The 24,788-nt window shown below is 66.1% G+C and carries 22 protein-coding genes, 1 tRNA gene and 1 pseudogene; 12 read left to right on the top strand and 12 right to left on the bottom strand.

Going from position 1 to position 24,788, the window contains the following annotated elements:
• Positions 1-42 precede the first annotated feature (42 nt).
• Complete coding sequence (gene ruvC, locus ACRYLO_RS02135) at positions 43-543, bottom strand: crossover junction endodeoxyribonuclease RuvC (RefSeq protein ID WP_482658645.1); 501 nt, start codon at positions 541-543, stop codon at positions 43-45.
• Between the two features lie 160 nt (positions 544-703).
• Here ruvC and ACRYLO_RS02130 point away from each other — a divergent pair, with 160 nt between their 5' ends.
• On the top strand, positions 704-1,219 hold the full coding sequence (locus ACRYLO_RS02130; protein ID WP_482658644.1) for a hemerythrin domain-containing protein: 516 nt from the start codon (positions 704-706) through the stop codon (positions 1,217-1,219).
• Positions 1,220-1,433: 214 nt separating this feature from the next.
• Here the strand turns inward: ACRYLO_RS02130 and ACRYLO_RS02125 are convergent, their stop codons facing one another.
• From ACRYLO_RS02125 to ACRYLO_RS02110, 4 genes are all read right to left on the bottom strand, one after another.
• Entirely contained in the window at positions 1,434-2,177 is a 744-nt protein-coding gene (locus ACRYLO_RS02125; protein WP_294018513.1) for a YebC/PmpR family DNA-binding transcriptional regulator, read from the bottom strand.
• 211 nt (positions 2,178-2,388) lie between these two features.
• Positions 2,389-2,715: a heavy metal-binding domain-containing protein gene (locus tag ACRYLO_RS02120; protein WP_224922836.1), complete on the bottom strand. Its 327-nt coding sequence runs from the start codon at positions 2,713-2,715 to the stop codon at positions 2,389-2,391.
• Positions 2,716-2,867: 152 nt separating this feature from the next.
• Positions 2,868-3,107: a DUF2312 domain-containing protein gene (locus tag ACRYLO_RS02115; protein ID WP_066660091.1), complete on the bottom strand. Its 240-nt coding sequence runs from the start codon at positions 3,105-3,107 to the stop codon at positions 2,868-2,870.
• A 125-nt stretch (positions 3,108-3,232) separates the two neighbouring features.
• Positions 3,233-4,348 (bottom strand): S41 family peptidase, encoded by a 1,116-nt coding sequence (locus ACRYLO_RS02110; protein ID WP_482658643.1) that lies wholly within the window; start codon positions 4,346-4,348, stop codon positions 3,233-3,235.
• Between the two features lie 117 nt (positions 4,349-4,465).
• On the opposite strand from ACRYLO_RS02110, the gene ACRYLO_RS02105 reads away from it, so the two are divergent.
• A complete protein-coding gene (locus ACRYLO_RS02105; protein WP_482658642.1) occupies positions 4,466-4,948 on the top strand; it encodes an Lrp/AsnC family transcriptional regulator in 483 nt (160 codons plus the stop codon).
• A gap of 24 nt (positions 4,949-4,972) precedes the next feature.
• Here ACRYLO_RS02105 and ACRYLO_RS02100 read toward each other — a convergent pair.
• Both ACRYLO_RS02100 and ACRYLO_RS02095 read right to left on the bottom strand, forming a co-directional pair.
• Positions 4,973-5,049: transfer RNA gene (locus ACRYLO_RS02100), tRNA-Asp, on the bottom strand.
• Positions 5,050-5,093: 44 nt separating this feature from the next.
• Positions 5,094-6,275, bottom strand: a complete 1,182-nt coding sequence (locus ACRYLO_RS02095) for an AI-2E family transporter (RefSeq protein ID WP_482661655.1) — start codon at positions 6,273-6,275, stop codon at positions 5,094-5,096.
• A gap of 148 nt (positions 6,276-6,423) precedes the next feature.
• Here ACRYLO_RS02095 and ACRYLO_RS02090 point away from each other — a divergent pair, with 148 nt between their 5' ends.
• Both ACRYLO_RS02090 and ACRYLO_RS02085 read left to right on the top strand, forming a co-directional pair.
• On the top strand, positions 6,424-7,884 hold the full coding sequence (locus ACRYLO_RS02090) for a glycerol kinase (protein ID WP_482658641.1): 1,461 nt from the start codon (positions 6,424-6,426) through the stop codon (positions 7,882-7,884).
• A 186-nt stretch (positions 7,885-8,070) separates the two neighbouring features.
• Positions 8,071-10,107, top strand: coding sequence for a M13 family metallopeptidase (locus tag ACRYLO_RS02085; RefSeq protein ID WP_482658640.1), 2,037 nt, complete (start codon positions 8,071-8,073; stop codon positions 10,105-10,107).
• Positions 10,108-10,304: 197 nt separating this feature from the next.
• On the opposite strand, the gene ACRYLO_RS02080 is transcribed toward ACRYLO_RS02085, so the two are convergent.
• Positions 10,305-10,613: a GIY-YIG nuclease family protein gene (locus ACRYLO_RS02080; RefSeq protein ID WP_482658639.1), complete on the bottom strand. Its 309-nt coding sequence runs from the start codon at positions 10,611-10,613 to the stop codon at positions 10,305-10,307.
• A 158-nt stretch (positions 10,614-10,771) separates the two neighbouring features.
• A complete protein-coding gene (locus tag ACRYLO_RS02075) occupies positions 10,772-12,544 on the bottom strand; it encodes a class I adenylate-forming enzyme family protein (protein ID WP_482661654.1) in 1,773 nt (590 codons plus the stop codon).
• Positions 12,545-12,680: 136 nt separating this feature from the next.
• On the opposite strand from ACRYLO_RS02075, the pseudogene ACRYLO_RS02070 reads away from it, so the two are divergent.
• From ACRYLO_RS02070 to ACRYLO_RS02040, 7 genes and pseudogenes are all read left to right on the top strand, one after another.
• Positions 12,681-13,909, top strand: a pseudogene (locus tag ACRYLO_RS02070) (serine hydrolase domain-containing protein).
• Positions 13,910-14,047: 138 nt separating this feature from the next.
• Positions 14,048-16,078, top strand: coding sequence for a 3-hydroxyacyl-CoA dehydrogenase NAD-binding domain-containing protein (locus ACRYLO_RS02065; protein WP_482658638.1), 2,031 nt, complete (start codon positions 14,048-14,050; stop codon positions 16,076-16,078).
• Entirely contained in the window at positions 16,071-16,502 is a 432-nt protein-coding gene (locus tag ACRYLO_RS02060; RefSeq protein ID WP_482658637.1) for a VOC family protein, read from the top strand. Before ACRYLO_RS02065 ends, ACRYLO_RS02060 begins: the two co-directional genes overlap by 8 nt.
• Positions 16,503-16,504: 2 nt before the next feature.
• A complete protein-coding gene (locus tag ACRYLO_RS02055) occupies positions 16,505-17,818 on the top strand; it encodes an amidase family protein (RefSeq protein ID WP_482658636.1) in 1,314 nt (437 codons plus the stop codon).
• Positions 17,812-18,999 (top strand): acyl-CoA dehydrogenase family protein, encoded by a 1,188-nt coding sequence (locus tag ACRYLO_RS02050; protein ID WP_482661653.1) that lies wholly within the window; start codon positions 17,812-17,814, stop codon positions 18,997-18,999. The genes ACRYLO_RS02055 and ACRYLO_RS02050 overlap by 7 nt, the downstream gene beginning before the upstream one ends.
• 111 nt (positions 19,000-19,110) lie before the next feature.
• Positions 19,111-20,238 (top strand): acyl-CoA dehydrogenase family protein, encoded by a 1,128-nt coding sequence (locus ACRYLO_RS02045; RefSeq protein ID WP_482658635.1) that lies wholly within the window; start codon positions 19,111-19,113, stop codon positions 20,236-20,238.
• A 96-nt stretch (positions 20,239-20,334) separates the two neighbouring features.
• On the top strand, positions 20,335-21,219 hold the full coding sequence (locus tag ACRYLO_RS02040) for an acyl-CoA thioesterase (protein WP_482658634.1): 885 nt from the start codon (positions 20,335-20,337) through the stop codon (positions 21,217-21,219).
• 117 nt (positions 21,220-21,336) lie between these two features.
• Here the strand turns inward: ACRYLO_RS02040 and ACRYLO_RS02035 are convergent, their stop codons facing one another.
• Both ACRYLO_RS02035 and ACRYLO_RS02030 read right to left on the bottom strand, forming a co-directional pair.
• The gene (locus tag ACRYLO_RS02035) at positions 21,337-22,044 is read right to left on the bottom strand and encodes a TonB-dependent receptor (protein WP_482658633.1); all 708 of its coding nucleotides are present in this window, start codon (positions 22,042-22,044) and stop codon (positions 21,337-21,339) included.
• 73 nt (positions 22,045-22,117) lie between these two features.
• Positions 22,118-23,254: an energy transducer TonB gene (locus ACRYLO_RS02030; RefSeq protein WP_482658632.1), complete on the bottom strand. Its 1,137-nt coding sequence runs from the start codon at positions 23,252-23,254 to the stop codon at positions 22,118-22,120.
• 154 nt (positions 23,255-23,408) lie between these two features.
• Here ACRYLO_RS02030 and ACRYLO_RS02025 point away from each other — a divergent pair, with 154 nt between their 5' ends.
• The gene (locus tag ACRYLO_RS02025) at positions 23,409-23,867 is read left to right on the top strand and encodes a hypothetical protein (RefSeq protein ID WP_482658631.1); all 459 of its coding nucleotides are present in this window, start codon (positions 23,409-23,411) and stop codon (positions 23,865-23,867) included.
• A gap of 49 nt (positions 23,868-23,916) precedes the next feature.
• On the opposite strand, the gene ACRYLO_RS02020 is transcribed toward ACRYLO_RS02025, so the two are convergent.
• Complete coding sequence (locus tag ACRYLO_RS02020) at positions 23,917-24,714, bottom strand: SDR family NAD(P)-dependent oxidoreductase (protein WP_482658630.1); 798 nt, start codon at positions 24,712-24,714, stop codon at positions 23,917-23,919.
• Positions 24,715-24,788: the final 74 nt, after the last annotated feature.

The raw sequence follows: 24,788 nt of genomic DNA, 5'->3' as shown, positions 1-24,788 counted from the left end.
GCCGGGACATAAGCGGAACGACCGCCATGAGGGAAGCGATATTCAGCGGCCCAACGCCCGCGCACTCGCCAGATGGTGCGCGTGGCAGATCGCGACCGCGAGCGCATCGGCCGCGTCGGCCCCGGCGATCTTGGTGCCGGGGAGCAGGCGGGCGATCATCGCGTGGACCTGCGCCTTTTCGGCGGTGCCGGTGCCGACCACCGCCTTCTTGACCAGTCGCGGGGCATATTCGCCCACCTCCAGGCCCACGCGTGCGACAGCGCAGATCGCGACCCCGCGGGCATGGGCGAGTTTCAGCGTCGATTGCGGGTTGGAGTTGACGAACACCTCCTCCACCGCCGCACCATCGGGGGCGTGATCGGCAACCAGCGCGGCGAGCATCGCGTCGAGATGCGCGAGCCGCTGAGGCAGCGGAGCCTTTGCGTCGGTCTTGAGCTGGCCGTTGGCGACATGGCTCAGGCGATTGCCGTCGGCGCGGATCAGGCCCCAGCCGGTGGTGCCTAGACCGGGGTCGAGGCCGAGGATCAGGCGCTGGGTCCTCATCGCTCCACCCGGTAAAACCGGGTCCGTAACGGTTTTCTGCTGGTTGCCTGACCTCTAACCATCCCCGCGCCCTAAAAGACAAGTGGACGGTGCGCCAGCCCGTCCCGGCATCGTTGCGCTGCCGTCCTGTCGTTCTGGAGCCAAGAAAGCGGGTTTCGCTGTGTCCAATCTCGATCCGTTCTTTGCCGAACATCGCCGCCTGCGGGAATGCACCGTGGAAATGGCGGCGATTGCGCGGCGCACCGAACCGCCCAGCCTGGACGAACTCAACGACGCGCGATGGCGGTTCAGCCGAACCCTGCTGCGGACGCTGACGCTGAAGGACCGGATGATCTATCCGCGGCTGCGGCTGCATGCCGACCCGGCGGCGCGCGCGGTGGCCGAGCGCTTCTGTCAGGCCACGGCGGCGGATTATGCGAAGTTCGCGGCGCATACCCGCCAATTTCCGCCCGATGCAGTGGTGCGCGACTGGCGGGCTTATGCGGTAGCGGTGCGGTTGCGCACAGCCGAGGTCATCGACCGGCTGGACCGCGAGGAGCGCGAGCTGTTCCCCCTGCTAGACGATGCGCCGCGCCTGGCATCCGCGCCATTTTCGCAGGGGACCAACTGGGCCGCCGACGCCTGGCGCATCCGTGCGATGCTGGGGATGGATGGGGCGGACGAGCGGGCGGCTTAGAGGTGCCATCCTCTCCCCTTGATAGGGGAGAGGATAGCGCAGCTTGGCAGCTTGCTGCCTAGCGGAGCTTGGAGAGGGGTAGATCGGCGCATAGCGCCGAGCGTCTGCTTCGCAGCCGCCCACCCCTCTCCCAGCTCCGACTGAAGGCCTTGCTTCGCAAGACCCAAGTCTGCGCATCCCTCTCCCCTCCGTCGGAGGGGCGAGGGAATGGTTGTCACCCCAGCTTCGCCATCACCTCGTCCGAAACTTCGTAATTGCCCCAGACGGTCTGGACGTCGTCATCATCGTCGAGCGCGTCGATCAGCTTGAACAGCGTCGCGGCATCGTCCTCGCTCACCTCGACCATCGTCTGCGGCTTCCATGCGAGCTTGGCGCCCTCGGCCTCACCCAGCACGGGTTCGAGCGCCTTGGCGACTTCGTGCAGGTCGGCGTTGGCGGTCCAGATCTCGTGGCCGTCCTCGCTCGACGTCACGTCCTCGGCACCCGCCTCCAGCGCCGCCTCGAACACCTTCTCCGCATCGCCGACACTGGCGGGATAGGTGATCAGGCCGACCCGGTCGAAGGCGTGGCTGACCGATCCGGACGCGCCGAGATTGCCACCGTTCTTGCTTACGGCCGTGCGCACATTGGTGGCGGTGCGGTTGCGGTTGTCGGAAAGCGCCTCGATGATCAGGCTGACGCCGCCGGGGCCAAAGCCCTCATAGCGGATTTCCTCGTAATTCTCGCCGTCGCCCTTGCTCGCCTTGTCGATCGCGCGCTGGATATTGTCCTTCGGCATCGACTGCGCCTTCGCGGCGTTGACCGCAGCGCGCAGGCGCGGGTTCATGTCGGGATCGGGCAGGCCCATCTTGGCCGCGACGGTGATTTCGCGGCTGAGCTTGCTGAACATGCCCGAACGCTTCTTATCCTGCGCGCCCTTGCGGTGCATAATGTTCTTGAATTTGGAATGGCCTGCCATGGGGTGTCTCTGTGGAATTGGGTGCGGCGTCTCTAGGGCAAGGGCGGGTTGAGGCGCAACCGGGGGTTTTCGCCGCCAACCGCCCTGGTCACCCCGGCCTTGTGCCGGGGTCCACCGGGAGGCAGGCGCAAAGCAAGCAGCGTGAGCGTCGGACGGGAGGCAGAGTGGACCCCGGCACAAGGCCGGGGTGACGAGTCAGGAACGCCGCGACTCAGACCCCGCTGAGCGTCACCGCGGTGCCGGAGGCGGAGACCATCAGCATCGATCCGTTCTTGCCGATCACTTCATAATCGAAATCGATGCCGATCACCCCGTTCGCGCCGAGCGCACGGGCCTCGTCGCGCAGTTCGTCGAGCGCGGTCTTGCGCGCGTCCTTGAGCGGGCGCTCATAGCTGCCCGATCGGCCGCCGACGATGTCGCGAATGCCGGCGAACAGGTCGCGGAAGATATTGGCGCCGATGATCACTTCGGCGGTCACGATGCCGTGATAGCGGGTGGCGCTATGCCCGTCGACGGTGCTGGTGGTGGTGAGAATCATGCGCGGGTCTCCTTGTTCGGCTCAGCTTCGCCGAGCCGGATGGCGGCACCGGCCCGCTCCCCCACCCGGCCACCCATCGACAGGATATTCTGAAATGGGTGGCCGGGTGGGGGAGCGGGCCGGTGCCGCGTCAGCGTAGCTGACCAAAGAGCTTACTGCATCCCCAGCGCGGCGCGATAAGTTTCGAGCAGCGCGTCCTGCTCGTCGAGCTGGTGCTTCTCCATCTTCCGCAGGCGGATGATGGTGCGCATGATCTTGGCATCGAAACCGGTCGCCTTGGCCTCGCCATAGACGTCCTTGATGTCGTCGCTGATGCCCTTTTTCTCTTCTTCCAGCCGCTCGATCCGCTCGATCAAAAGGCGCAGCTGCTCGGCCGAAATCGAGTCGCTCATGTCCCGCTCCCTTGTGGTGAACGGGGGCGTTTAGCGGCTGTGCCGGGGGGTGCAAGGGGGCGGCGCTACGGCGTTGTGGATTAGGGGTGATCCATCAACGCCACCGCCCCCCTGCGGGTCGCGCGTCAGCGGCGACCGAGCTTGCGGCGTTCCATCGAACCCTTGGGCATATGCGATGCCGACAGCGCCTCGGCCTGTGCGGCGGGGACGCCTTCGCGCACCAGCACCTCATAAAGCGCGCGTTCCGGCGCGACCGCAATATCGGGCTTCACGCCGACCTGCTCCCAGCTCTCACCGCCAGGAAAATAGCTGCGCCCGACCGGGATGAAGGCCGAATATCCCCCGCCGAGCGGTGCGGTGCCGCCATAATGGCCCGCCCCCGCCGTAGTTTCCCCGATCAGCGTTGCGCGCTTCGTCCCTTTGAACACCGCTGCAAGATGCTCGGCGGCGGAGGCGGTGCGCGGCGAGGTGAGGTAGTAGATCTTCGTCTTCGCCCATGGGCCGGCCGGGCTTGCCGGGATGACGCGATGCTCGGTTCGCGCCAGTTCGGCGGGCGCATCGACCTTGACCAGCGAGCGGAACGGCAGCGGCCCCGCCTGCGCGGCGAACGATGCGCGCGTGTCCATGATCATCACCGCCTGCGCCTTGTCGAAGATGCGCGGGAAGAGCACGTCCATCTCGTCCAGCCCGCCGCCGCGATGCGTGCGCGCGTCGATGATCAGCGTCTTTGCCCCGACCTGCTGATCAAGAAAGGCGGTGAAGGCCTTGAGCGTCTCGGCCTCGCCGAAAAAGCCGTTGAAGCGGACATAGGCGATGCCCGGTGCGATCATTCCGGCCTGTTCCATCGCGGGCGGGGGCAGCGGGGCATTGCCGATCTGCTGCTGGGTCGAGGGCTGGCCGACGCGCTGCGACTGCGGGCCGCCCGGCGCGAACATGGCGAGATGGCCGTCGGGAGCGATCGCCTGAAGGTCGGCGGTGACTGCGGTGGCCAGCGCATAGCCATCGGTCATGCCGTCATAGCCGCCCGCCGCGAGCTTCGTGCGCAGCGCCGCAGCGTAGCGCTTTGCGGTATCGGGAAAGACGAAATTCTTCTCCAGCTCGTCCGCCAGCGTCGCCACTGCGGCCTTGGCCGCCGCCGCGTCAAAGGCGGGGGCGACGGCGGGTGCCGGTGCCTCACTCTGTGCCATCGCCGCCGGTGCCAGCATCGCCAGGATTGCCGCCGCCATCACTTCCTTACCCATCAAGCCTCTCCGTTGTGGATCACCCGAGGTGTTATAGTTGACTAACACGCCTTTTGCAGGCGATCATGGCGCGCTATGTGCCGAAAATCGTCATTCGGGAGTGGGTTCGCGCCAGATATGAGCAAGCTCGACGCCTTCGACCTTCAGTTGCTCAACCTGCTCCAGGCCGATTCGCTGGCGACCGCGGAGGAGCTGGCGCGCGACGTGCCGCTGTCGGCATCGGCGGTCACGCGACGCGTGCGTCGGCTGCGCAGCGAAGGGTTTATCGCGGCCGACGTCGCACTGCTCGCGCCCAAGCTCACCGAACGGCGGCTGCGCGCGCTGGTGCGGGTACAGGTCCATGAACATGCCGAAGAGCGCGGCATCGCGGCGTTGCGCGCGGCGCTCGCGGCCGAGAATTCGGTTCAAATGATCCTGGACGTCGCCGGAGCGGATGACCTGGCGGTGCTGGTCTGCGTGCGCGACATGGCGGATTACAACAGGCTGGCCGAACGGCTGTTTCAGAACGATCCGGCGGTGCGGCGCTATGAGACGAGCTTCATCAAGCGCGTGCACAAGCAAAGCACCATGGTGCCGCTGACAATCGGTGACGTGGAGTGAGAGAGGTGGCCACCCATAAAGGGGTGGCGCGAGTGACGGGGCTCGAACCCGCGACCTCCGGCGTGACAGGCCGGCGCTCTAACCAACTGAGCTACACCCGCATGACCCTGGCGCCGAAGCGCAGTCCCTTGCGAGAGCGCGGCACCTAACCGGGCGGTCCGGGGCTGTCAACTCCGCTTTCGCGCATAATTTGCGGACGTGGCGCGGCGGGGTTTCCGCGCGCGACCAGGGTGCCATGTTCGAACAGGAATCCGGCGATGTCCGGCTTGCCCGCCGCATTGAGCACGGTCTGGATGATGATCAGCAGCGGCACCGCGAGCAGCGCGCCCGGCGTGCCCCAGACCCAGCCCCAGAAGGACAGCGAGATCAGAATCATGATCGGATTGATCGTCAGCCGCCGCCCGACCACCAGCGGCGTGATGAAGTTCGCCTCGATGGTATGCAGCCCGATCATGATCGCGGCGGGCAGCAACGCGGTCCACACGTCCTGGAACGTCATCAGCCCGCCCACCGCCAGGAATCCGGCGGCAAAGATCGGGCCGAGATAGGGAATATAGTTGAGCAACGCGACGATGCCGCCCCACATCAGCGGGGTCGGCATGCCGATCAGCCACAGCGCGCCAGCGACGAGCAGCCCCAGCGTCACGTTGATCATCGTGATCGTGCCGAGATAGGCCGAGGTATCGTCGACCACATCCTGAATCACCCGCGCGGTCGCCATCGCCCCGCCAAAGCTGGTGCGGCTGGTGATCGCGTTGCGCCGCAACCGGGTCCAGCCCGACAGGAAGAAGAAGATCACGAGCACCGCGAAGAACATTTCGATGAACGCAGTCGGCGCGCTGGTCGCGGCCAGTTCGAGCAGCGAGCGCGGCGGTGCCTGTCCCGTCGCCTCGGTCGGCTGCATCGGGCGCGACTGAGCGAGGTCCTGGATCGTCTTGTTCACAAAGGCTTCGAAGTTCGAATAGAAGTCGATCAGCGGCTTCACGTTCGACTGGATATTGTCGATCCGCTCGGGAAGGATCGACAGCCAGCCCCAGGCAGGCACGACGATCGACGCCAGCGCGGCATTGGCTGCGGTCAGGAACAGCAACAGGCAGATCAGGGCGGCGAGCGGCGCCGGCACGCGATGCCGCTCCAGCCATTCGAGGATCGGGACCAGCGCAATCGCGATGACGATCGCGGCGGTCAGCGGGAGGAAGAAGGGCGATCCGGCCTTGAGCGCGAAGGGCAGCGCGAGGACCAGGCCGATCCCCGCCATCAGCGTCAGCCCGGCGAGCAGGCGGTCGCGGCGATTCTCCGCCTCGGTCTCATGATCGGCGGGGGGCACGACGGGGACGAAGTGATGCGTCGAGTCGGGCGTGTCGCCCTCCCCTTCTGCGCGCCGGTCGTTCCCGAAAACTTCGTCCACTTGTTTTACCTCTCGCGCGAATCCTAGCGCGATTTGCGTGCGATGTAATCCCGGCTAACCTGATTCGATGGGAGAGATTCTGCTGGTCATCGACGAGGGGACGACCTCGACCCGCGCGATGCTGTTCGCGCCGGACGGTCGCTGTCTCGACAGCATCGCGGTGCCGTTGCGCCAAAGCTATCCGCGAGCCGGATGGGTTGAGCATGACCCCGACCAGATCTGGGCCGAATCGGCCAATTGCGCGGCAACGATGGTCGAGCGCGCGGGCGGGCCGGAGCGGATCGCGGCGATCGGCATCACCAACCAGCGCGAGACAATCGTCTTCTGGGACAAGGAGACCGGGCAACCGCTCGCCCCGGCGATCGTATGGCAGGACCGGCGCAGCGCCGATTTGTGCCGCGACCTCAAGGAACGCGGCGAGGAACCCGGCGTGCAGGCGCGCACCGGATTGCTGCTCGACCCCTATTTCAGCGGGACCAAGATCGCCTGGGCGATGGCCAACTGGCCGCAGCTGCGCGACGCGGGCGACCGGCTGGCGATCGGGACGGTCGAAAGCTGGCTGGTGTGGAAGCTGACCGGTGGTCTCCACGTCACCGACGCGACCAATGCGTCGCGCACCTTGCTGATGGGCCTGGGCAGCGGCGGGTGGAGCGACGGGCTGCTGGACCTGTTCGATTGCCCGCGCGGCGCGCTGCCCGAGATTGTCGATTGCGCGGGGCGATTCGGGGAGACGACGCTGTTCGGCGGGCGCATCCCGATCTGTGGCCTGGCCGGCGACCAGCAGGCAGCGACGATCGGGCAGGCGTGCCTGGCGCCGGGCGAGACCAAGGCGACCTATGGCACCGGCGCATTCGTGCTGACCAATGCCGGCGAGCGCCAGCCCACCTCGCGCCACCGCTTACTCTCGACCGTGCTGTGCCAGCTCGACGGCAAGCGCACCTATGCGATCGAGGGGTCGGTGTTCGTCGCGGGCAGCGTGGTCAAATGGCTGCGCGATTCGCTGGGGCTCATCGCAGACGCGGGCGAGACCGAGGCGCTGGCGCGCAGCGTCGCCGACAATGGCGGGGTGTATTTCGTGCCTGCTTTATCGGGGCTGGGCGCGCCGTGGTGGGAACCCGAAGCGCGCGGAGCGATCAGCGGCCTCAGCCTCGCCAGCGGCAAGGCGCATGTCGTGCGCGCCGCGCTGGAGGCAATGGCGCATCAGAGCCATGACCTGAAGACCGCCTTCGCCGCCGATGGCTGTGACTGGTCGCGGCTGCGGATCGATGGCGGCATGGTCGCCAATGACTGGATCGCACAGGATCTAGCCGACGTGCTGGGCGTAACCGTCGAACGTCCGGCCTTCACCGAGACGACGGCACTGGGCGCGGCGATGCTGGCGGGCGTGGGCTGCAGGCTGTTCTCCGGGCTGGAGGAAGCGGCGGCGATGCGCGGGCGGGTCGAGATGTTCGAGCCGACGATGGAGAGCGGCGCGCGGGAGGCGCGGCTTGCGGGCTGGGTAAAGGCCGTGGCGGGGGTTCTCGCCTGAACCCTCCACCGTCGCCCCGGCCTTGAGCCGGGGCTGGGCTTTTCTTGCCACCGCCGAGAAAGAAGACGCCCGGTCCCGGGTCAAGCCCGGGACGACGATGGGCAGGTGTGTGAGCGGCATTGCACCCCTCCCCGCCAACCGTTATGGTAACACAATACACTACCGACTCTCTGGGGGGATTTTTCCATGAAGATCAATGTTTTCGCGCGCCTGACGCTGGGCGTTGCCGCGCTCGCGCTGACCGCGCCTGCCCTGTCGCAGAGCGCCACCGGGCCGCGTTACGGCACCGTCGGCCTTGAGCTGTCCACGCAGGACAAGAGCGTCAAGCCGGGCGATGACTTCTGGTCCTACGTCAATGGCGGCTGGGACAAGTCGGTCGAGATCGCGGCGGATCGCGCATCGGCGGGCTATGGCGTCAAGCTGACCGACGAGGCCGAAATTTCGGTGCGCGCGATCCTCGACGACATGGCCAAGAACCCCGGCCAGTTCGGCACCAAGGGCAAGCAGATCGGCGACCTCTACGCCAGTTGGATGGACGAGGCCGGGATCGAGGCGCGCGGCACTGCGCCGCTCAAGCCCTATCTCGCCAAGATCGCCGCCGCGAATGATCGCGCCAAGCTGCAAACGCTGTTCGCGAGCGTCGGCTATGCCAGCCCGGTCGACATCGGGATCATCCCCGATCTGGCCGATCCGACCCAGTACACCGCGTTCGCCAGCCAGGGCACGCTCGGCATGGCACGCGACTATTATCTGCTGGAAGGCGAAAAATACGACAAGTTCCGCGCCGCCTATCGCGCCTATGTCGAACAGGTGCTGACGCTGGCGGGAATCGCCGATGCGGCGAAAAAGGCCGACGCGATCGTCGCCTTCGAAACCGCGATGGCCAAGGTGCACTGGAGCCCTGAGCAGAACCGCAACATCATGGCGCTGTACAAGCCGATGGACCGCGCCGGGATGGCGAAACTGGCACCCGAATTCGACTGGCCGGCCATGATGCAGACAGCGGGCGTCGCGGCGATGCCCAAGATGATCATGGGCAACGACACCGCGCTGACCGCGCTGGGCAAGATGTTCGCCGAAGTGCCGGTATCGACCTGGCAGGACTGGATGACCTTCCACTTCATCTCGTCCAACGCCGCCTATCTGCCCAAGGCGTTCGACGATGCCTCGTTCAACTTCTACGCCAAGACGCTGTCGGGCACCCCGCAAAAGCGCGAGCGGTGGAAGCGCGGGGTCCAGCTGGTCAATGGCGCGCTGGGCGAGGCAGTCGGCGAGATTTACGTCGCGCGCCACTATCCGCCGGAAAGCTCGGCCAAGATGAACGAGCTGATCGTCGATTTGCGCGCCAGCCTGGAAGAGCGGCTGAAGGCGAACCAGTGGATGGATGCGGCGACCAAGGAAAAGGCGCTGGCCAAGCTTGCCGCGTTCGACCCGCGCGTCGGGCATCCGGCCAAGTGGATCGACTATTCGAGCATGAAGATCAGCCGTGGCGATTTGCTCGGCAACATGGTGGCGGCACGCGAATGGGGGCAGCAGTATCAGCTCTCGAAGCTCGGCAAGCCGGTCGACCGCGCGGCGTGGGACATGACCCCGCAGACGGTGAACGCCTATTACAACCCGCTGATGAACCAGATCACCTTCCCGGCCGCGATCCTGCAGGCGCCCTATTTCGACGCCAAGGCGGATCCGGCGGTGAACTATGGCGCGATCGGCGCGATCATCGGGCATGAGATCGGCCACGGCTTCGACGATCAGGGCAGCCAGTTCGGTGCCGATGGCAAGTTCGCCAACTGGTGGACGCCCGAAGCCAAGGCCGCCTTTGCCAAGCGCACGGGCGTTCTGGTCGAGCAGTTCAACCAGTATGAGCCGGTCAAGGGGACCAAGATCAACGGCAAGCTGACGCTGGGTGAGAATATCGGCGATCTGGGCGGCATCGAAATGGCCTATGGCGCGTACCAGCGTTATCAGACCAAGCACGGCAAGGCCCCGGTGATCGGCGGCCTGACCGGCGACCAGCGCTTCTTCCTGTCCTATGCCCAGGCGTGGCAGGCAAAGGTGCGTGAAGACGCCGAACTGCAGCGCCTGCTGACCGACCCGCACAGCCCGGCCAAATATCGCGTCAACGGCATCGTCCGCAATGTCGACGCCTGGTATGTGGCGTTCAACGTGAAGCCGGGCGACGCGCTGTACCTGCCGCCCGAGCAGCGGGTGAAGATCTGGTGAGGCGACACGCCTGACGTGATGGAGGGGGCCGGTTCGGAAGGACCGGCCCTTTTTTTGCCCTAACGCCGCCCACTCTCGTCGTCCCGGGCTTGACCCGGGACAGGGCTTTCTTGACCACGGCCGAGGGGAAAAAGCAGCCCAGCCCCGGGTCAAGCCCGGGGCGACGAGAAAATGGGGGCATGGGCGACGAGGGGGTTTTAGTCGCCGCCCGCAATTTGATCGTAGAGATCAACCCAATCCGGATTCGCCTTTTCGATCAGCGCAAACTTCCACTCCCGGTGCCACCGTTTAACCCGCTTTTCGTGCGCAATCGCGTCGGTGATGTCCTCGGCATATTCGGCCCAGACAAGGCGGGTCAGGTGATGCTCGGCGCAATAACTCGATCCGGTACCGGTGCGGTGCTGGTGGACGCGGGCGGGCAAGTTTGCCGAGACGCCGGTGTACATCTTTCCGCGATAACGGTTGGCCATGATGTAGACCCAGCCGCCTTTGGGTGCGCGTGGCATCGGTGGATACGACGCGAAACCAAGGCGGCAGTCAACCACCCCCCTCCCCGTCGCCCCGGGCTCGACCCGGGGCTGGGCTTTTCTTGGCCGACGTTGGAAGAAGAAGCCCTGTCCCGGGTCAAGCCCGGGACGACGAGAGGGGTGAGTTCACGCCCCAATCAGGCCACCCCCTCCTCCACAAACAACGCCTTCAAATCCTTCTTCAAGATTTTCCCGTTCGCATTCCTTGGCAGCGTCTCCGCGACGAACTTGATCGCCACGGGCGTTTTGAAGATCGCCAGCCGTTCGCGGACCCACGCCTGCAGCTCGGCTTCGGTCGCTTCCATCCCCGGCGCCAGATGCACCACGGCGGCGGGTTCTTCGCCCAGCGTCTTGTGCGGAATGCCGATCAGCGCGCAGTCGGTGACGGCGGGGTGGGCGTACAGCACGTCTTCGACCTCGGACGAGTAGATATTCTCGCCGCCGCGGATGATCATGTCCTTCGCGCGGTCTACGATGTAGAGGAACCCCTCCTCGTCCAGCTTCGCCAGATCGCCGGTGCGGACCCAGCCGTCGCGGAAACATTCGGCGGTCGCTTCGGGCTTGTTCCAGTATCCCTTCACGATCATCGGCCCCTTGGCCCAGAGCTCGCCGACTTCGCCGACGGGCAGTTCCTTCTCACCCTCGGGGTCCATGATCTTGAGATCGGCGACCGGCACGGGCGGGCCGGCGCTGGTCGGGCGGTTGAGATAATCCTCGCTCGAATGGCTGGTGACGGTCGCCATCGTCTCGGTCATGCCCCAGCCATTGCCGGGAAGCGCGCCGAATTCGGTGAAGATGCGCTTGACCAGCTCGGGTGCCGAGGGCGCGCCGCCATAGGCGATCGCCTCGAGGCTGGAGAGGTCGTATTTGTGGCGGTCGGGATGCTCCAGAATCTGCCAGGCGATGGTCGGCACGCCGCCGGTGAGGTTCACCTTCTCGCGCTGAATGATCTCCATCGCCTCGACCACGTCCCATTTGCGCATGAAGATCGCGGTGTTGCCCGATGCGAGCGTGCCCATCAGGCTCGCCGAACAGGCCGTGACGTGGAACAGCGGAATCACCAGCAGACCAACCTTGGGCTGCGGCTCGGGCGGCATTTCGCCCCGGCGCAGATACGAACGCGCGGCGGCATATCCGCCCGACATGATGTTGGTGCAGAGGTTGCGATGCGTGCCGAGCGCGCCCTTGGGCGAACCGGTGGTGCCGCTGGTGTAGAAGATCGTCGCGTCATCCTCCGGCTCCAAAGTCGGTTCGGCGGGGAGCGGGACATCGGGCAGCGAGGCCCAGTCATTGGGCGCGCCGATCAGGTCTTCGAGCTTGTCGACGCCCTCGGGCAATTCGCCATCCCAGCGGCTGACCACGGTGCGCTGAAGATCGGGCAGGTCGGGCAACCGCTTTTGCAGCCGGGCGAACCGCTCGCCGTCGAGGAACAGCACCTTCGACCCCGAATCGCGCAGGCCATAGTCCAGCTCGCCGCCGGTCCACCACGCGTTGAGCGGCACCAGGATCGCGCCGATACTGACCGCGGCGAAGAAGATCACCGGCCATTCGGGCGTGTTGCGCATCGCCAGCGCGACGCGGTCGCCCTTCACTACCCCCATCTCGCGCAATTTGGTCGCGAGGTGCGCGGTAGCGCGGAAATTCGCCTCGTAGCTGACACGCTCGTCCTCGTGGATCGTGAAGATACGCTCGCCATGGGTGCGCGACAGCTGGAGCAGGGCGGCAAGGTGCGGCGGGGCGTTCTTCCACACCCGCGTCTTGATGCCGCGAATCTCGATTTCGTCCATTTCCAGCTTCTGGCCGGGCGCGGTCATCAGCGCCTGGGCTTGTGCCAGCGTCATCTTCGGCCAGGACGGGTCGAGCGGGATGAGCGGTTCGGGGGCCAAGGCGGGTCTCTCCAATGCTGTCATCATTTCGTTGTTGAATGTCCGGTTTGGCGATTCCGCCACGCCCGAACACACTTCATTCTTGATTCATTAGCCGCTCAACGCAATAGGGAAGCGACACAAAGGCGAACGCCCCGGAACGAGGATTCGAATTAGAGGTATGGACTCAACCGCCCTCGCTACCGCTACGGAAAGCGGCTTCGACGCCGATCGGCTCGCGCGCATCGATGCGTTCGTAAAGGCGCGCTACCTCGACTCGGGAAAACTGCCCAACGCCCAGCTGCTGATCGCCCGCGACGGGAACGTCGCGCATTTCAGCCATCAGGGTGCAGCGCGGGAAGGCGGCGCGGCGGTGGACGAGACGTCGATCTACCGCATCGCGTCAATGACCAAGCCGGTGACGTCGATCGCGTTCATGCAATTGGTCGAGCAGGGCAGCGTCGCGCTCGATACGCCGGTCCATCACGTCCTGCCCGAATTCAAGGGGCTGGGCGTTTACAATGGCGGGGGCGGCGGGTGCCGTTCGTGACCCGGCCGACGACCGAACCGATGCGGATGATCGACCTGCTGCGGCATACCTCCGGCCTCACCTATGGCTTCCAGAATCGCGGCAATGTCGATGCAGCCTATCGCGAAGGGCGGATCGAGAGCTGGCACGGGCATCTCGACCTGGACGGCTTCGTCGCGGCGCTGGGCAAGCTGCCGCTCGAATTTTCGCCGGGTGAGGCGTGGAATTATTCGGTATCTACCGATGTACTCGGCGCGGTGGTCGAACGCGTGTCGGGCCAGAAGCTCGATGCCTATTTCGAAGAATATATCTTCGCGCCGCTCGGCATGCACGACACCGGCTTCTGGGTGCCAGAGGACAAGCTCGACCGGCTGACCGACTGCTACACGTTCAAGCCGGGCGAAGGCCGGGTGATGTATGATCAGGGCGAAAAATCGGCGTGGAGCCGCAAGCCGACCCTGTTGTCCGGCGGCGGCGGGCTCGTCTCGACCGCGCTGGACTATCACCGCTTCTGCACCATGCTGCTCAATGGCGGGACGCTCGACGGCGCGCGGATTATCGGGCGCAAGACGCTCGACCTGATGGTGATGAACCACCTGCCCGGCGGCAAGGACCTGTCGGCGCTGTCACGGTCTTTGTTCAGCGAGACGCAGAATGCCGGGACCGGCTTTGGCCTGGGCTTTGCAATGAACATCGACGTTGCGCGCTCGATGATCCCAGGCAGCGTCGGGGAGTTTTACTGGGGCGGGATGTTTTCGACCGCCTTCTTCGTCGATCCGGTCGAACGGATCAGTATGGTGTTCATGACCCAGCTGTCGCCATCGGGGCTGTACCCGATCCGGCGCGAGCTGAAGACGATGATCTATTCGGCTTTGACATGATTTCGTTCGCAACCCCTACCCCGTCATTCCCGCGCAGGCGGGAATCCATTCAGGACTGACGTTTCGGCAGGAGCCGCAGCATCAGCGACAATGGATCCCCGCCTGCGCGGGGATGACGATCTAGAGAGAGGAAGACCAATGACCGGCCCCATCACCACCGAAAAACAGGGCGATATCCTCGTCATCACCTCGAACAACCCGCCGGTGAACGCGCTGGGCGCGGCGGTGCGGCAGGGGCTGGACGCGGCGATCAAGGAACTGAACAGCGACGACAGCCTGAAGGCCGCCGTGATCCGCTGCGACGGGCGCACCTTCTTTGCCGGCGCCGACATCACCGAATTCGGCAAGCCGATGCAGGAGCCGGGGCTGCCGACCGTCGTGGACACGATCGAGGCGAGCGAGAAGCCGGTCGTCGCCGCCGTTCACGGCACTGCCCTTGGCGGTGGGTGCGAGGTTGCGCTGGCCTGCCATTACCGCATCGCCGTCCCCTCGGCGAAGTTCGGTCTGCCCGAAGTGAAGCTCGGCATCCTCCCCGGCGCGGGCGGCACCCAGCGCCTGCCGCGCGTCGCGGGCGTCGAATTCGCGCTCGAACTGGCGGCGAAGGGCGATCCGGTCCCGGCCAAGGTCGCGCAGGCCGCTGGTCTGGTCGATCGCATGGCCGGTGAGGACAGCCTGACCGCCGATGCGGTCGCCTATGCCAAGGAAGTGGCCGACACCCGCCCCCTGCCCCGCGCCAGCGAAAAGCCGGTCAGCGTTGAGCCGGGCGTGTTCGACGCCTTCCGCAAGACCAACGCCAAGCGCTTCCGCGGCTTCGACGCGCCCGAAGAGATCATCAAGGTCATCGAGGAAACGGTCGACAAGCCCTATGCCGAGGGCGTGGTGCGTGAGCGCAACGGCTTCATGAAGCTGATCATGGGCACCCAGAGCGCAGCGATGCGCCACATCTTCTTCGCCGAGCGCAAGGCCGCGAAGATCGACGACGTGCCGGAAGATACGCAGCTGCGTGCCATCAAGAAGGTCGGCGTGATCGGCGCCGGCACGATGGGCGGCGGCATTTCGATGAACTTCCTGTCCGCCGGGATTCCCGTGACGATCGTCGAAATGCAGCAGGACGCGCTCGACCGCGGCACCGGCGTGATGCGCAAGAATTACGAGGGCAGCGCCGCGCGCGGGCGGATCAAGCCCGAACAGGTCGAACAGGCAATGGGCCTGCTGACCCCGACGCTGAGCATGGACGACCTCGCCGATTGCGACCTCGTGATCGAGGCGGTCTATGAGAATATGGACGTCAAGAAGGACATTTTCGGCAAGCTCAGCACGATCTGCAAGCCGGGCGCGATCCTCGCCTCCAACACCAGCTACCTCAACATCGACGAGATTGCCGCCTCGACCAGCCGTCCGGGCGATGTCGTCGGCATGCACTTCTTCTCGCCCGCCAACGTCATGAAGCTGCTCGAAATCGTGCGCGGCGCACAGACCGACAAGGATGTGCTGGCGACGGTCATGGACGTCGCCAAGAAGATCAAGAAGGTCGCTGTGGTCGCGGGCGTGTGCCACGGCTTCATCGGCAACCGCATGCTGATGCCGCGTCAGGTCGAGGCAATGAAGCTGCTGATGGAAGGCGCGACCCCGGAGCAGGTCGACCGCGTCCATGTCGAATTCGGCATGCCGATGGGCCCGTTCCAGATGAGCGATCTGGCCGGTGTCGACATCGGCTGGCACCGCGACCCGACCCGGATCGAAAGCATCCGCGACGCGCTCGCCGCCGAAGGGCGCTGGGGCCAGAAGAAGCAGGCCGGCTTCTACGACTATGACGACAAGCGGAACCCCTCGCCCAGCCCCCGCGTCGCCGAGATCATCGAGGACTTCCGCAAGAAGACCGGCGCGGTGCAGCATGCGGTGAGCGATGAGGAGATCATCGAGCGCACGCTGTACACCATGGTCAATGAAGGCGCGCTGATCCTGCAGGAAGGGATGGCGCAGCGCGCGTCGGACATCGATGTCGTGTGGATCTATGGCTATGGCTGGCCGGTCTATCGCGGCGGCCCGATGTTCTGGGCGGACACGGTTGGCCTCAAGACCATCGTCGCCGGGCTGGAGAAGCATGGCTTTGAAATCGCGCAACTGCTGAAGGACAAGGCTGCGAAGGGCGAGCGCTTCAATGGCTGATGCCGCACTGACCGGCGCGGAGACGGGCGAGGTGGAGGCGCTGCGCTTCCGCCTCGGCTTCTTCAAGCTGGTCGTGCGCGACCTCCCCGCGATGGAGCGCTTCTACTGCGACACCTTTGGCTTCGCGGTGACCAATCGCGTGGTGCTGCCCGGGCTGGAAGAGTCGATGCTCAACCTGCCCGGCCAGCCCTTTACGCTGGTGCTGTTCCACCATAGCGACGGGCGGGACGTGACGGTCGGCAACGGGCATGGCCCGGTCGGCCTGACCACCGCCGATCTGGACGCGGCAGCGGCGCGCGCGATCGCGCATGGCGCCCGCCCGCTGCATGGGCCCCATGAGCTGCCAGGTGCGCGGCTGACCTTCCTGCTCGACCCCGAGGGGCATGAGATCGAGCTGATCCAGCGGACGGGCGCCCCGGGATGACAATGGCGCGCGCGTCCGCGATCGACATCGCCACCGCAATCGCGGCGGGCGAGACGAGCGCGCGCGAACAATGCGAAACTGCGATTGCACGGATCGAGGCTGGGGACGGCGCGATCAACGCGGTGGTGGTGCGCGATTTCGACCGGGCGCTGGAGGCAGCGGACGAGGCCGATGCGGCAGTGGCGGGCGGCGAGCGCCGCCCACTGCTGGGCGTGCCGATGACGGTCAAGGAGGCGTTCGACGTCGCCGGGCTGCCGACCAGCTGGGGTTTTTCGCACGCCGCCGAGAACTTCGCGACATCGGACGCGGTGGCAGTGCAGCGCCTGAAGGCGGCGGGCGCGATTATTCTTGGCAAGACCAACGTGCCCAAGGCGCTGGGCGACTGGCAGAGCGTCAATTCCGTCTATGGCCGCACCAGCAACCCGCACGACCTGACCCGAACCTGCGGCGGCAGTTCGGGCGGCGCGGCGGCGGCGCTGGCGGCGGGCTATGTGCCGATCGAGCTGGGCAGCGACATTGGCGGGTCGATCCGCGTGCCCTCGCACTTCTGCGGCATCTGGGGCCACAAGCCGAGCTATGGCGCGCTGAACGGATACGGTCATCGCTTCCCCGGCACCGACGGCGCGGAGGCGGTGCTGGGCGTGATCGGGCCGATGGCGCAGCATGGCGGCGACCTGCCGCTGCTACTCGACCTGCTCGCCGACCTGCCCTTGCCGCGCGCGGCAGCGCCAGCCCGCCGCGTACTCGTGCTGACCGCGCATCCGGCAACCGCGACCGCTGCGGCCGTGATCGACGGGGTCGAGCGCGCCGCCGAAGCACTGGCACGCGACGGGGTTCAGATCGTCCGCACCCACCCTGCCCTGCCCGATCTGGCCGTGCAGCATGACGCCTATACCGCGCTGCTGGGCACGGTGTTCGCGCGGTCGGACCCGACGCTGCACGACACGCTGCCACGCCTGCTCCCATACCTCGCGATGCTCGACGCGCAGGCGCGCAACACCCGCGCATGGGCCGCGCTGTTTGCCGATATCGACGCAGTGATCGCACCGCCCGCCGCGACCCAGGCCTTTCCGCACGACCCGCGCCCGCAGGCGGAGCGGACGCTCGACATCGACGGTGTGGAGAGCGGCTATGACGCCCACCTCGCCTGGGCGGGGCTCGCCACCTATCCGGGCCTGCCCGCCACGACTTTCCCGGTCGGGACCGCCAACGGCTTGCCGACCGGCGTGCAGGTGCTGACCGACCTCAATCACGACCATCTTGCGATCGCGACCGCGCGCCGCATCGCCGCTTTGCTGGACGAGGAACCATCATGACCGATCTCGACACATTCCGCGCAGAGACCCGCGCCTGGCTGGAGGCCAATGTCCCCGCATCGATGCGCCAGCCGATGCGTGGCGAGGGCGACGCCAATTGGGGCGGACGCAAGGCCGATTACAGCAAGAACCCCGACCAGAAGCTCTACATGGACCGGATGGCCGCGCGCGGCTGGACCGTGCCCGACTGGCCCACGCAATATGGCGGCGGCGGGCTGTCGGCGGCAGAGGCCAAGATCCTGCGTGAGGAGATGGCGGCGCTCAATTGCCGCAACCCGCTCAACAGCTTCGGCATCTCGATGCTCGGCCCGGCTTTGCTGAAATACGGGACCGAGGAGCAGAAGCTGGAGCATCTGCCCAAGATCGCACGCGGCGAAATCCGTTGGTGCCAGGGCTATTCGGAGCCGAATGCGGGCAGCGACCTTGCCGGCCTCGCCACCAGCGCGGTCAGCGATGGCGACGATTATATCGTCAATGGGCAGAAAGTGTGGACCAGCTATGCCGACAAGGCCGACTGGATCTTCTGCCTCGTCCGCACCAGCAAGGACAGCAAGCAGGGCGGGATCAGCTTCCTGCTGTTCGACATGGACTCACCGGGCGTCTCCACCAAGCCGATCCTGCTGATCAGCGGCTATTCGCCCTTCTGCGAGACGTTCTTCGACAATGTCCGGGTGCCCAAGAAGAACCGCATCCACGACGAAAACAAGGGCTGGGACGTCGCCAAATATCTGCTCGGCCATGAGCGCGAGATGATCAGCGGCATGGGCCTCGCCTCTCCCGGCGGCAACCCGCTGATCGAAGGGGCGATCGCGACGATCGGACTGGACGCGCAAGGGCGTCTCGCCGACCCGATCCTGCGCGCGCAGCTCGCGATGTTCGAGGTGCGGTCCAAGGCGTTCTCGGCGATGTCGGAGCGGTTCATCGACCAGCTGAAGGCCGGACAGGCGCACCCGGCCCAGCCGTCGATGATGAAATATTACGGCACCGAGCTGAACAAGGACCGCCACGAGCTGATCATGGCGAGCGGCGGGTCGGACACGCTGGAATGGGAAAGCGAACGCTCCAACGGCGGCGCAAAGCCGCGCGCGTGGCTGCGGACCAAGGCGAATTCGATCGAAGGCGGGACGAGCGAGGTCCAGCTGAACATCGTTGCCAAGCGGATTTTGGAGCTGCCGGCCTAGCTCACCGTCACCCCAGCGAAAGCTGGGGTCTCCAGTTGCGAAGCGGTTCCCCTGCCGCACGAGACCCCAGCGTTCGCTGGGGTGACGTAGAAGAGGGCGACGGAGTTTAAGATGCCACTCTACCTCAACGAAGAACAGACCATGCTCCGCGAGAGCGCCCAGCAATTCGTGGCCGAGGCCGCCCCGGTCAGCCATATGCGCGCACTGCGCGACGCCAACGACGCGACCGGGTTCAGCCGCGACCTGTGGAAGCAGTTCGCCGAAATGGGCTTCACCGGCATCCTGATCGCCGAAAGCGACGGCGGCCTCGGCCTCGGCCATGTCGAGGCGGGCGTGGTGCTGGAGGAGATCGGGCGCAACCTGTCCCCCTCCCCCTTCCTCACCACCGCCGTTGCGGCCGTCGCGGCGCTCAACGGCACGGCGCAGCGCGAACGCTGGTTCCCCGGCATCCTGTCGGGCGAGACCGTCGCGGCGCTGGCGATCGACGAGCGCGCCAAGCATGGCGACGCGATCGGCATGAAGGCCGAACGCTCGGGCAATGGCTTCAAGCTGACGGGGGCGAAGCAGTTCGTCGCGCATGGCCATGTCGCCGACCTGCTGATCGTCGCCGCGCGCACCGCCGGATCGCCCGAGGATGCCGATGGCGTGACGCTGTTCGCGGTGCCAAAGGACGCGGCGAACCTGACCGCCGACCCGCAGCGGCTCGCCGATGCGAGCCTCGCCGCGCGGATGATGTTCGAAGGCGTGGAGGTCGACGCCGATGCAGTGATCGGTGAGGTCGATGGCGGCCGCGCGGTGCTCAACGCACTGCTCGGCGCGGGGCGCACGGGCGCGGCGGCGGAAATGCTCGGCGTCGGTGGCGGCGCGATGGACATGACGGTCCAGTATCTCAAGGAACGCAAGCAGTTCGGCGTGCTGATCGGCAGCTTCCAGGCGCTCCAGCATCGTGCCGCTCACCTCTATTCCGAACTGGAAGTCGCCCGCGCGGCGGTGCTCAAGGCACAGCAATTGCTCGATGCCGGCGACGCCCGGGCGGACGAGGCTGTGTCGGTCGCAAAGGCGATGGCCGGTATGGCATCGACACTGGCGGTGCAGGAAGGCGTGCAGATGCATGGCGGCATCGGCATGACCGACGAATATGATATCGGCTTCTACATGAAGCGCGGGCGCGTGCTGGCGGAGTTGTTCGGCGACACCAACTATCACGCCGATGCGCTGGCGCGGGCGGCTGGGTATTGATCCTGCCATCCGTTTGCGCTGAGCCTGTCGAAGCGCCAAGGACGAAGGGGAGTTGCCGGTGCTTCGACAAGCTCAGCACGAACGGATGTTAGACAAATGACCGAAAAACGCGCCGAAACCGCTGCCGAACAGGTGACCCAACTCGTCGACCTGCTCGACGTCGAAACCATCGATGTCGACCTGTATCGCGGCGCGCGCCAGCCGGGCGGGGTCGGGCGCGTGTTCGGCGGGCAGGTGATCGGGCAGGCGCTCCAAGCGGCGCAGCGCTCAGTCGAGGGCAAGGACGCGCATTCGCTCCACGCCTATTTCATGCGGCCGGGCAATGAGGATTTCCCGATCATCTACCGCGTGGTGCGCGATTATGACGGGGGCAGCTTCGCCAATCGCCGCGTGATCGCGCTGCAACAGGGTGTGCCGATCCTCAACATGATCGCGTCGTTCCAGCGGCCCGAAGACGGCCTGTCGCATCAGGCCGACATGCCCGATGTGCCGGCGCCGGACGACCTGCGCTCCGAGTTCGATCTGCGCGAGGAAATCCGCGATCACGTGCCGGAGAAGTTCCGCCCCTTCTTCCTGCGCCCGCGCCCGATCGAGATCCGCCCCTGCTCCCCGCGCAACTGGTTCAAGCCGGAAAAGCGCGATCCGGTGCAGCATAGCTGGTTCCGCACCGCCGCCGCCCTGCCGGACGATCCGGCGCTCCACCGCGCGATCCTGTCCTATGCCAGCGACATGATGCTTCTCGGCACCGCGACGCTGCCGCATGGCGTCAACTGGATGACGCGCGGGTTGCAGAGCGCGAGCCTCGACCACGCCGTATGGCTGCACGCACCGCTGCGCGCCGACGACTGGCTGCTCTACACCACCGACAGCCCCTGGGCCGGCCATGCGCGCGGGTTCAACCGCGGCCGCATCTACAGCCGCGACGGCCGGCTGGTGGCGAGCGTCGCGCAGGAAGGGCTGATGCGGATGCGCGAGGGGTAGCGGTTTCAGAACCGCGCCAAACTCCGTCGCCCCGGGCTTGACCCGGGGCCGGGCTTTTGTTTGGCACTCGGCGAGCAAGAAGCCCGGGCCCGGGTCAAGCCCGGGCAGACGAGAGTTTTATTGTTTGGGCCGAATCACATACGCCGCCGGCAAATACAGAAACACCTCGGTCAAACTCGCCCGCGACCATTCGACCGGCCGGTCCAGCCCACGCACCTCCACCCCATAATCGCCCCCGAACCGCGCCGCAGTCGTGGCTGCGTCGGCGGCAATCATCTCGATGATCTTGTTCCGATACTGATCCGGGTTGAGCACCGACAGCGTCATGTCGCCGCTCTTTTCAATCTGCGCACGCCCGGTCGGCGGCACCGCCTTGATGAACTTGGCAATCCGGTCGAGCGCGGCGCGGGCGTCCATGCCGGGCTCCAGCTTCACCTTGATGATGAAGCTGGTCCGCTCCGAATCCGGGCGACCGTCGCGGCTCAGCAACAGGTCGCCATAATTGGCGAGCGTCAGCGCCTCGACAACATAGTCGCCGGTCGCCAGCTCCACGCCATGCTTGCCCGCCTGTTCGATCGCGCTGCGCACCATCGCATAGATTTCCTTGCGACGGGTCGCCTCATCGCGCGTGTCGCCGGTGATCGAAACGCGCTGGACCGCGAAATCAGCCGTGCGGCGCAGCGTGATGATCGGAATCGACGTGCCCTGAAACCCGTCGCGATTGGTCGACGATCGGGTGGCGGTGACCACCACCTCCTGCGCCGCGACGGGCAGGATGCTCGCCACCATCAGTGAAGCCGCCGTCAGTGCCCGAATGATCCGCATCGCCCTGCTCCCGTTTGTTTCGGGTACAGGGTCTGACGTTCCCCGCGCCGGGTCAACCGGCTGTCAGGAGCCGTCAGAAACCCTGAGCATCGTCGTCGGCATCGCCGGTAGCAGCCATGCGATACTGCACCCGCGCGATGCACCCTTGCGCGCCGCTGGGTGACGCTTCCGCGCGCGCGGCGATGATCATACGCCGCGCCTGTTCGCCAAAGTCCGCCGCCGGCTCGCTCGCCAGCACGGTGACCGCCCCGGTCGCGCCCCACGGGGCTAGGTCGTAGCGCACGATCGCCCAGCCCTCGATCGCGCGGCGTCGAAAGGCGTCGGGGAATTCAAGGTTCAGCGGGCGTGCCCAGCGGACCGGCCCGGGGCAGCGCCCCTCGGGATAGGCCGCTTTCGGCGGCATCGGGGGCGCGGGAACCGGCGCGGTCGCGGCGCGGCGAAACGGGATGGTGCAGCGCGTGCGCGGCGCGTTGCCGACATAGCGGCTGCGCCCCGCCGCATCGCTCGCCGCCGCCTCCAGCACGCGGTTGCCATCGCTGGCCACGATGCCGGGATTTTGCGGGACGCCCTCGGCATCGATGTCGAAGCTGGCCACGGCATAGGATGGCACGCCCGGCGTCTGCGGAATGCGGCGATCGTCAATGAACGCGCGCAGCAACATGCGCGGGCGCCCCGGCCCGGCACAATCGCCCGACTTGCGGATCTCCTGCATCACCGTCTGAAACTCCGACGGGTTCGCCATGCGCAGCGCGGCTACGCGGTAGAGATCGGCCGGTGCCGCGCGGTCGAACGGAACGCTGCGCGGTGTGAGGGTCATGGTGCAGGCGGCCCCGGCCGCGCTCGCCGGAAAGCGCCACAGGCTGAGCGCCGGGGCCAGATCGGTGCCCTGCACATAGCCCTTGCCCCCGGACACCGCGACCCGCTGCGTAATCCCGAGCGGGCGGCCATCATCGCCGATCGTGAACCCCATTTCATAGGAACGCGGCGGCTCGACCCCGAGCCTGGCGACCTGCGTGAAGGGGGCGACGGCGGACAGCGGCGTCACGATCCGCCCGCCACATTGCGCGGTGGCGCCCTCATAATCGACCAGATGCGGGCGATAAGGCGGAGTCTGCACGGGTGGCGGCGCCAAATGGGTGGGAGACCGCGGCGGGGGCGGCGGCACGGCGATGGTCGCGGTCTGGGCGGCAGCGGCGAGGAGCATCAGCATGAGATGCAACGTCCGCCTTTTTTGTTACTGGATCAAGGCATTAGGTGGGCGAGCCTGGAGGGCAGCTTTCGGCGCGGGGGCCGAGCGACGGAAAGTGGGTGGATTGCCGACATCTGACGTTGCATCTTCCACAACGCCCCGCCACCGTCCCGGAATGCCCTACTCAATAGCTAAGCAAGCAAATTGGACTTCGGACTGGACACTGCTAGCACAGCTTGAAGGTGCCGCTGAACTGACTGCGTGGTTCGGCTTCCTTCCTGATTTTCACGACGCGACCATTCGAAGCATGAGCTTCGAGGAATCGTCAGGAACACTTGTTCTTTCGGCATTTCGGATCACGAGTGAGCTTGATGAACGAGGTTTCTTCGTTCTCGACCGTCACGCGAGAATATGTCTACGCTTCGAGGGGGTTAGTGGGGTCGTACTCGATTGTAATCCGCTTACTACCGTTTTGGAGGTCGGACTTAGACGGCTCACATCTGAGCACCTCCCAATCTTAAACACCTCGGCGTCTGCTGGCGACTATGAGCTGGGCTTCGATGATGTTTTCGGCGGTTCCGGTGCCATTTACGCGAAGTCTGTCAGCATTTCCGTGCAGCCAGAACCTCAATGACTCGAATGTCCGCAATAGGGTCGTCAGCCGACGCGCAGCTTCGCGCCCCCTAAACCGCCGTCTTCCCATATTCCTGCCGCGTCACCGGGTGGCTCGACGACAGCCCGCCATCCACCGCCAGCGCCTGCCCGTTGACATAGCTGGCTTCGTCCGAGGCCAGGAACAGCGCCGCCCGCGCCAGTTCTTCGGGCTGCGCACCACGCCGCAGCGGGTTCAACCGGCCGACGCGGTCCATCTTCCCCGCCTCGCGCGCATAATCGAAGGTCGGCTTGGTCATGCCCGTCTCGGTCAGGCCCGGGCAGAGCGCGTTGACGCGGACGTTGGATCCCGACAATTGCTGCGCAGCGACGGCGGCGAGGTTGATGACCCCCGCCTTGGACGCCGAATAGGCCGGGCTGCCTGCGCCCGACCGGATGCCGGCAACGCTGGCGGTGAGGACGATCGCCCCCTTCCCCCGCTCGGCAATCTTGGGCGCACCATGCTTGATCGCCAGCAGCGGCCCGATCAGGTTCACGCGCAGCACCTCGGCCATCAGCTCCGGCGTGGTGTCGAACAAATTGGCCATGCCGCCCGAGATGCCGGCATTGGCGAAGAGCACGTCCAACCCGCCATATTCGGCAACCGCCAGCTCGACCGTCGCGATCACGTCCGGCTCACTGCCCGCATCCATGCAAATCGCCTTGGCCGTGCCGCCAGCCGCAGCGATCATCGCGACGGTTTCATCTGCACCCTCAGTCTTGTCGGCGACGATCACCCGCCCCCCTTCGGCGGCAAACAGGATCGCGGCGGCGCGCCCGATGCCGCTGCCAGCGCCGGTCACGATGATCGATTTGTCGGTGAAGCGCATAACTACCTCCGTTTGCCCTGAGCTTGTCGAAGGGCCTGTCCTGAGCCTGGAATAAACCCCGTTCGGGAGCAGTG

Source organism: Sphingomonas sp. SDUR79, assembly GCF_056821745.1.
The sequence above is the reverse complement of the archived record's forward strand: the minus strand, read 5'-3'. Positions and strand labels throughout refer to the sequence as shown.

What these genes read in the sequence shown, in the direction of transcription:
- ACRYLO_RS02020 (WP_482658630.1), bottom strand. Translation starts at nt 24,714, where the DNA reads ATGCGCTTCACCGACAAATCGATCATCGTGACCGGCGCTGGCAGCGGC.
- ACRYLO_RS02125 (WP_294018513.1), bottom strand. Translation starts at nt 2,177, where the DNA reads ATGGCAGGCCATTCCAAATTCAAGAACATTATGCACCGCAAGGGCGCG.
- ACRYLO_RS02060 (WP_482658637.1), top strand. Translation starts at nt 16,071, where the DNA reads ATGGCTGATGCCGCACTGACCGGCGCGGAGACGGGCGAGGTGGAGGCG.
- ACRYLO_RS02120 (WP_224922836.1), bottom strand. Translation starts at nt 2,715, where the DNA reads ATGATTCTCACCACCACCAGCACCGTCGACGGGCATAGCGCCACCCGC.
- ruvC (WP_482658645.1), bottom strand. Translation starts at nt 543, where the DNA reads ATGAGGACCCAGCGCCTGATCCTCGGCCTCGACCCCGGTCTAGGCACC.
- ACRYLO_RS02085 (WP_482658640.1), top strand. Translation starts at nt 8,071, where the DNA reads ATGAAGATCAATGTTTTCGCGCGCCTGACGCTGGGCGTTGCCGCGCTC.
- ACRYLO_RS02065 (WP_482658638.1), top strand. Translation starts at nt 14,048, where the DNA reads ATGACCGGCCCCATCACCACCGAAAAACAGGGCGATATCCTCGTCATC.
- ACRYLO_RS02090 (WP_482658641.1), top strand. Translation starts at nt 6,424, where the DNA reads ATGGGAGAGATTCTGCTGGTCATCGACGAGGGGACGACCTCGACCCGC.
- ACRYLO_RS02025 (WP_482658631.1), top strand. Translation starts at nt 23,409, where the DNA reads ATGCCCTACTCAATAGCTAAGCAAGCAAATTGGACTTCGGACTGGACA.
- ACRYLO_RS02080 (WP_482658639.1), bottom strand. Translation starts at nt 10,613, where the DNA reads ATGCCACGCGCACCCAAAGGCGGCTGGGTCTACATCATGGCCAACCGT.
- ACRYLO_RS02045 (WP_482658635.1), top strand. Translation starts at nt 19,111, where the DNA reads ATGCCACTCTACCTCAACGAAGAACAGACCATGCTCCGCGAGAGCGCC.
- ACRYLO_RS02040 (WP_482658634.1), top strand. Translation starts at nt 20,335, where the DNA reads ATGACCGAAAAACGCGCCGAAACCGCTGCCGAACAGGTGACCCAACTC.
- ACRYLO_RS02105 (WP_482658642.1), top strand. Translation starts at nt 4,466, where the DNA reads ATGAGCAAGCTCGACGCCTTCGACCTTCAGTTGCTCAACCTGCTCCAG.
- ACRYLO_RS02075 (WP_482661654.1), bottom strand. Translation starts at nt 12,544, where the DNA reads ATGACAGCATTGGAGAGACCCGCCTTGGCCCCCGAACCGCTCATCCCG.
- ACRYLO_RS02115 (WP_066660091.1), bottom strand. Translation starts at nt 3,107, where the DNA reads ATGAGCGACTCGATTTCGGCCGAGCAGCTGCGCCTTTTGATCGAGCGG.
- ACRYLO_RS02110 (WP_482658643.1), bottom strand. Translation starts at nt 4,348, where the DNA reads ATGGGTAAGGAAGTGATGGCGGCGGCAATCCTGGCGATGCTGGCACCG.
- ACRYLO_RS02055 (WP_482658636.1), top strand. Translation starts at nt 16,505, where the DNA reads ATGGCGCGCGCGTCCGCGATCGACATCGCCACCGCAATCGCGGCGGGC.
- ACRYLO_RS02030 (WP_482658632.1), bottom strand. Translation starts at nt 23,254, where the DNA reads ATGCTGATGCTCCTCGCCGCTGCCGCCCAGACCGCGACCATCGCCGTG.
- ACRYLO_RS02035 (WP_482658633.1), bottom strand. Translation starts at nt 22,044, where the DNA reads ATGCGGATCATTCGGGCACTGACGGCGGCTTCACTGATGGTGGCGAGC.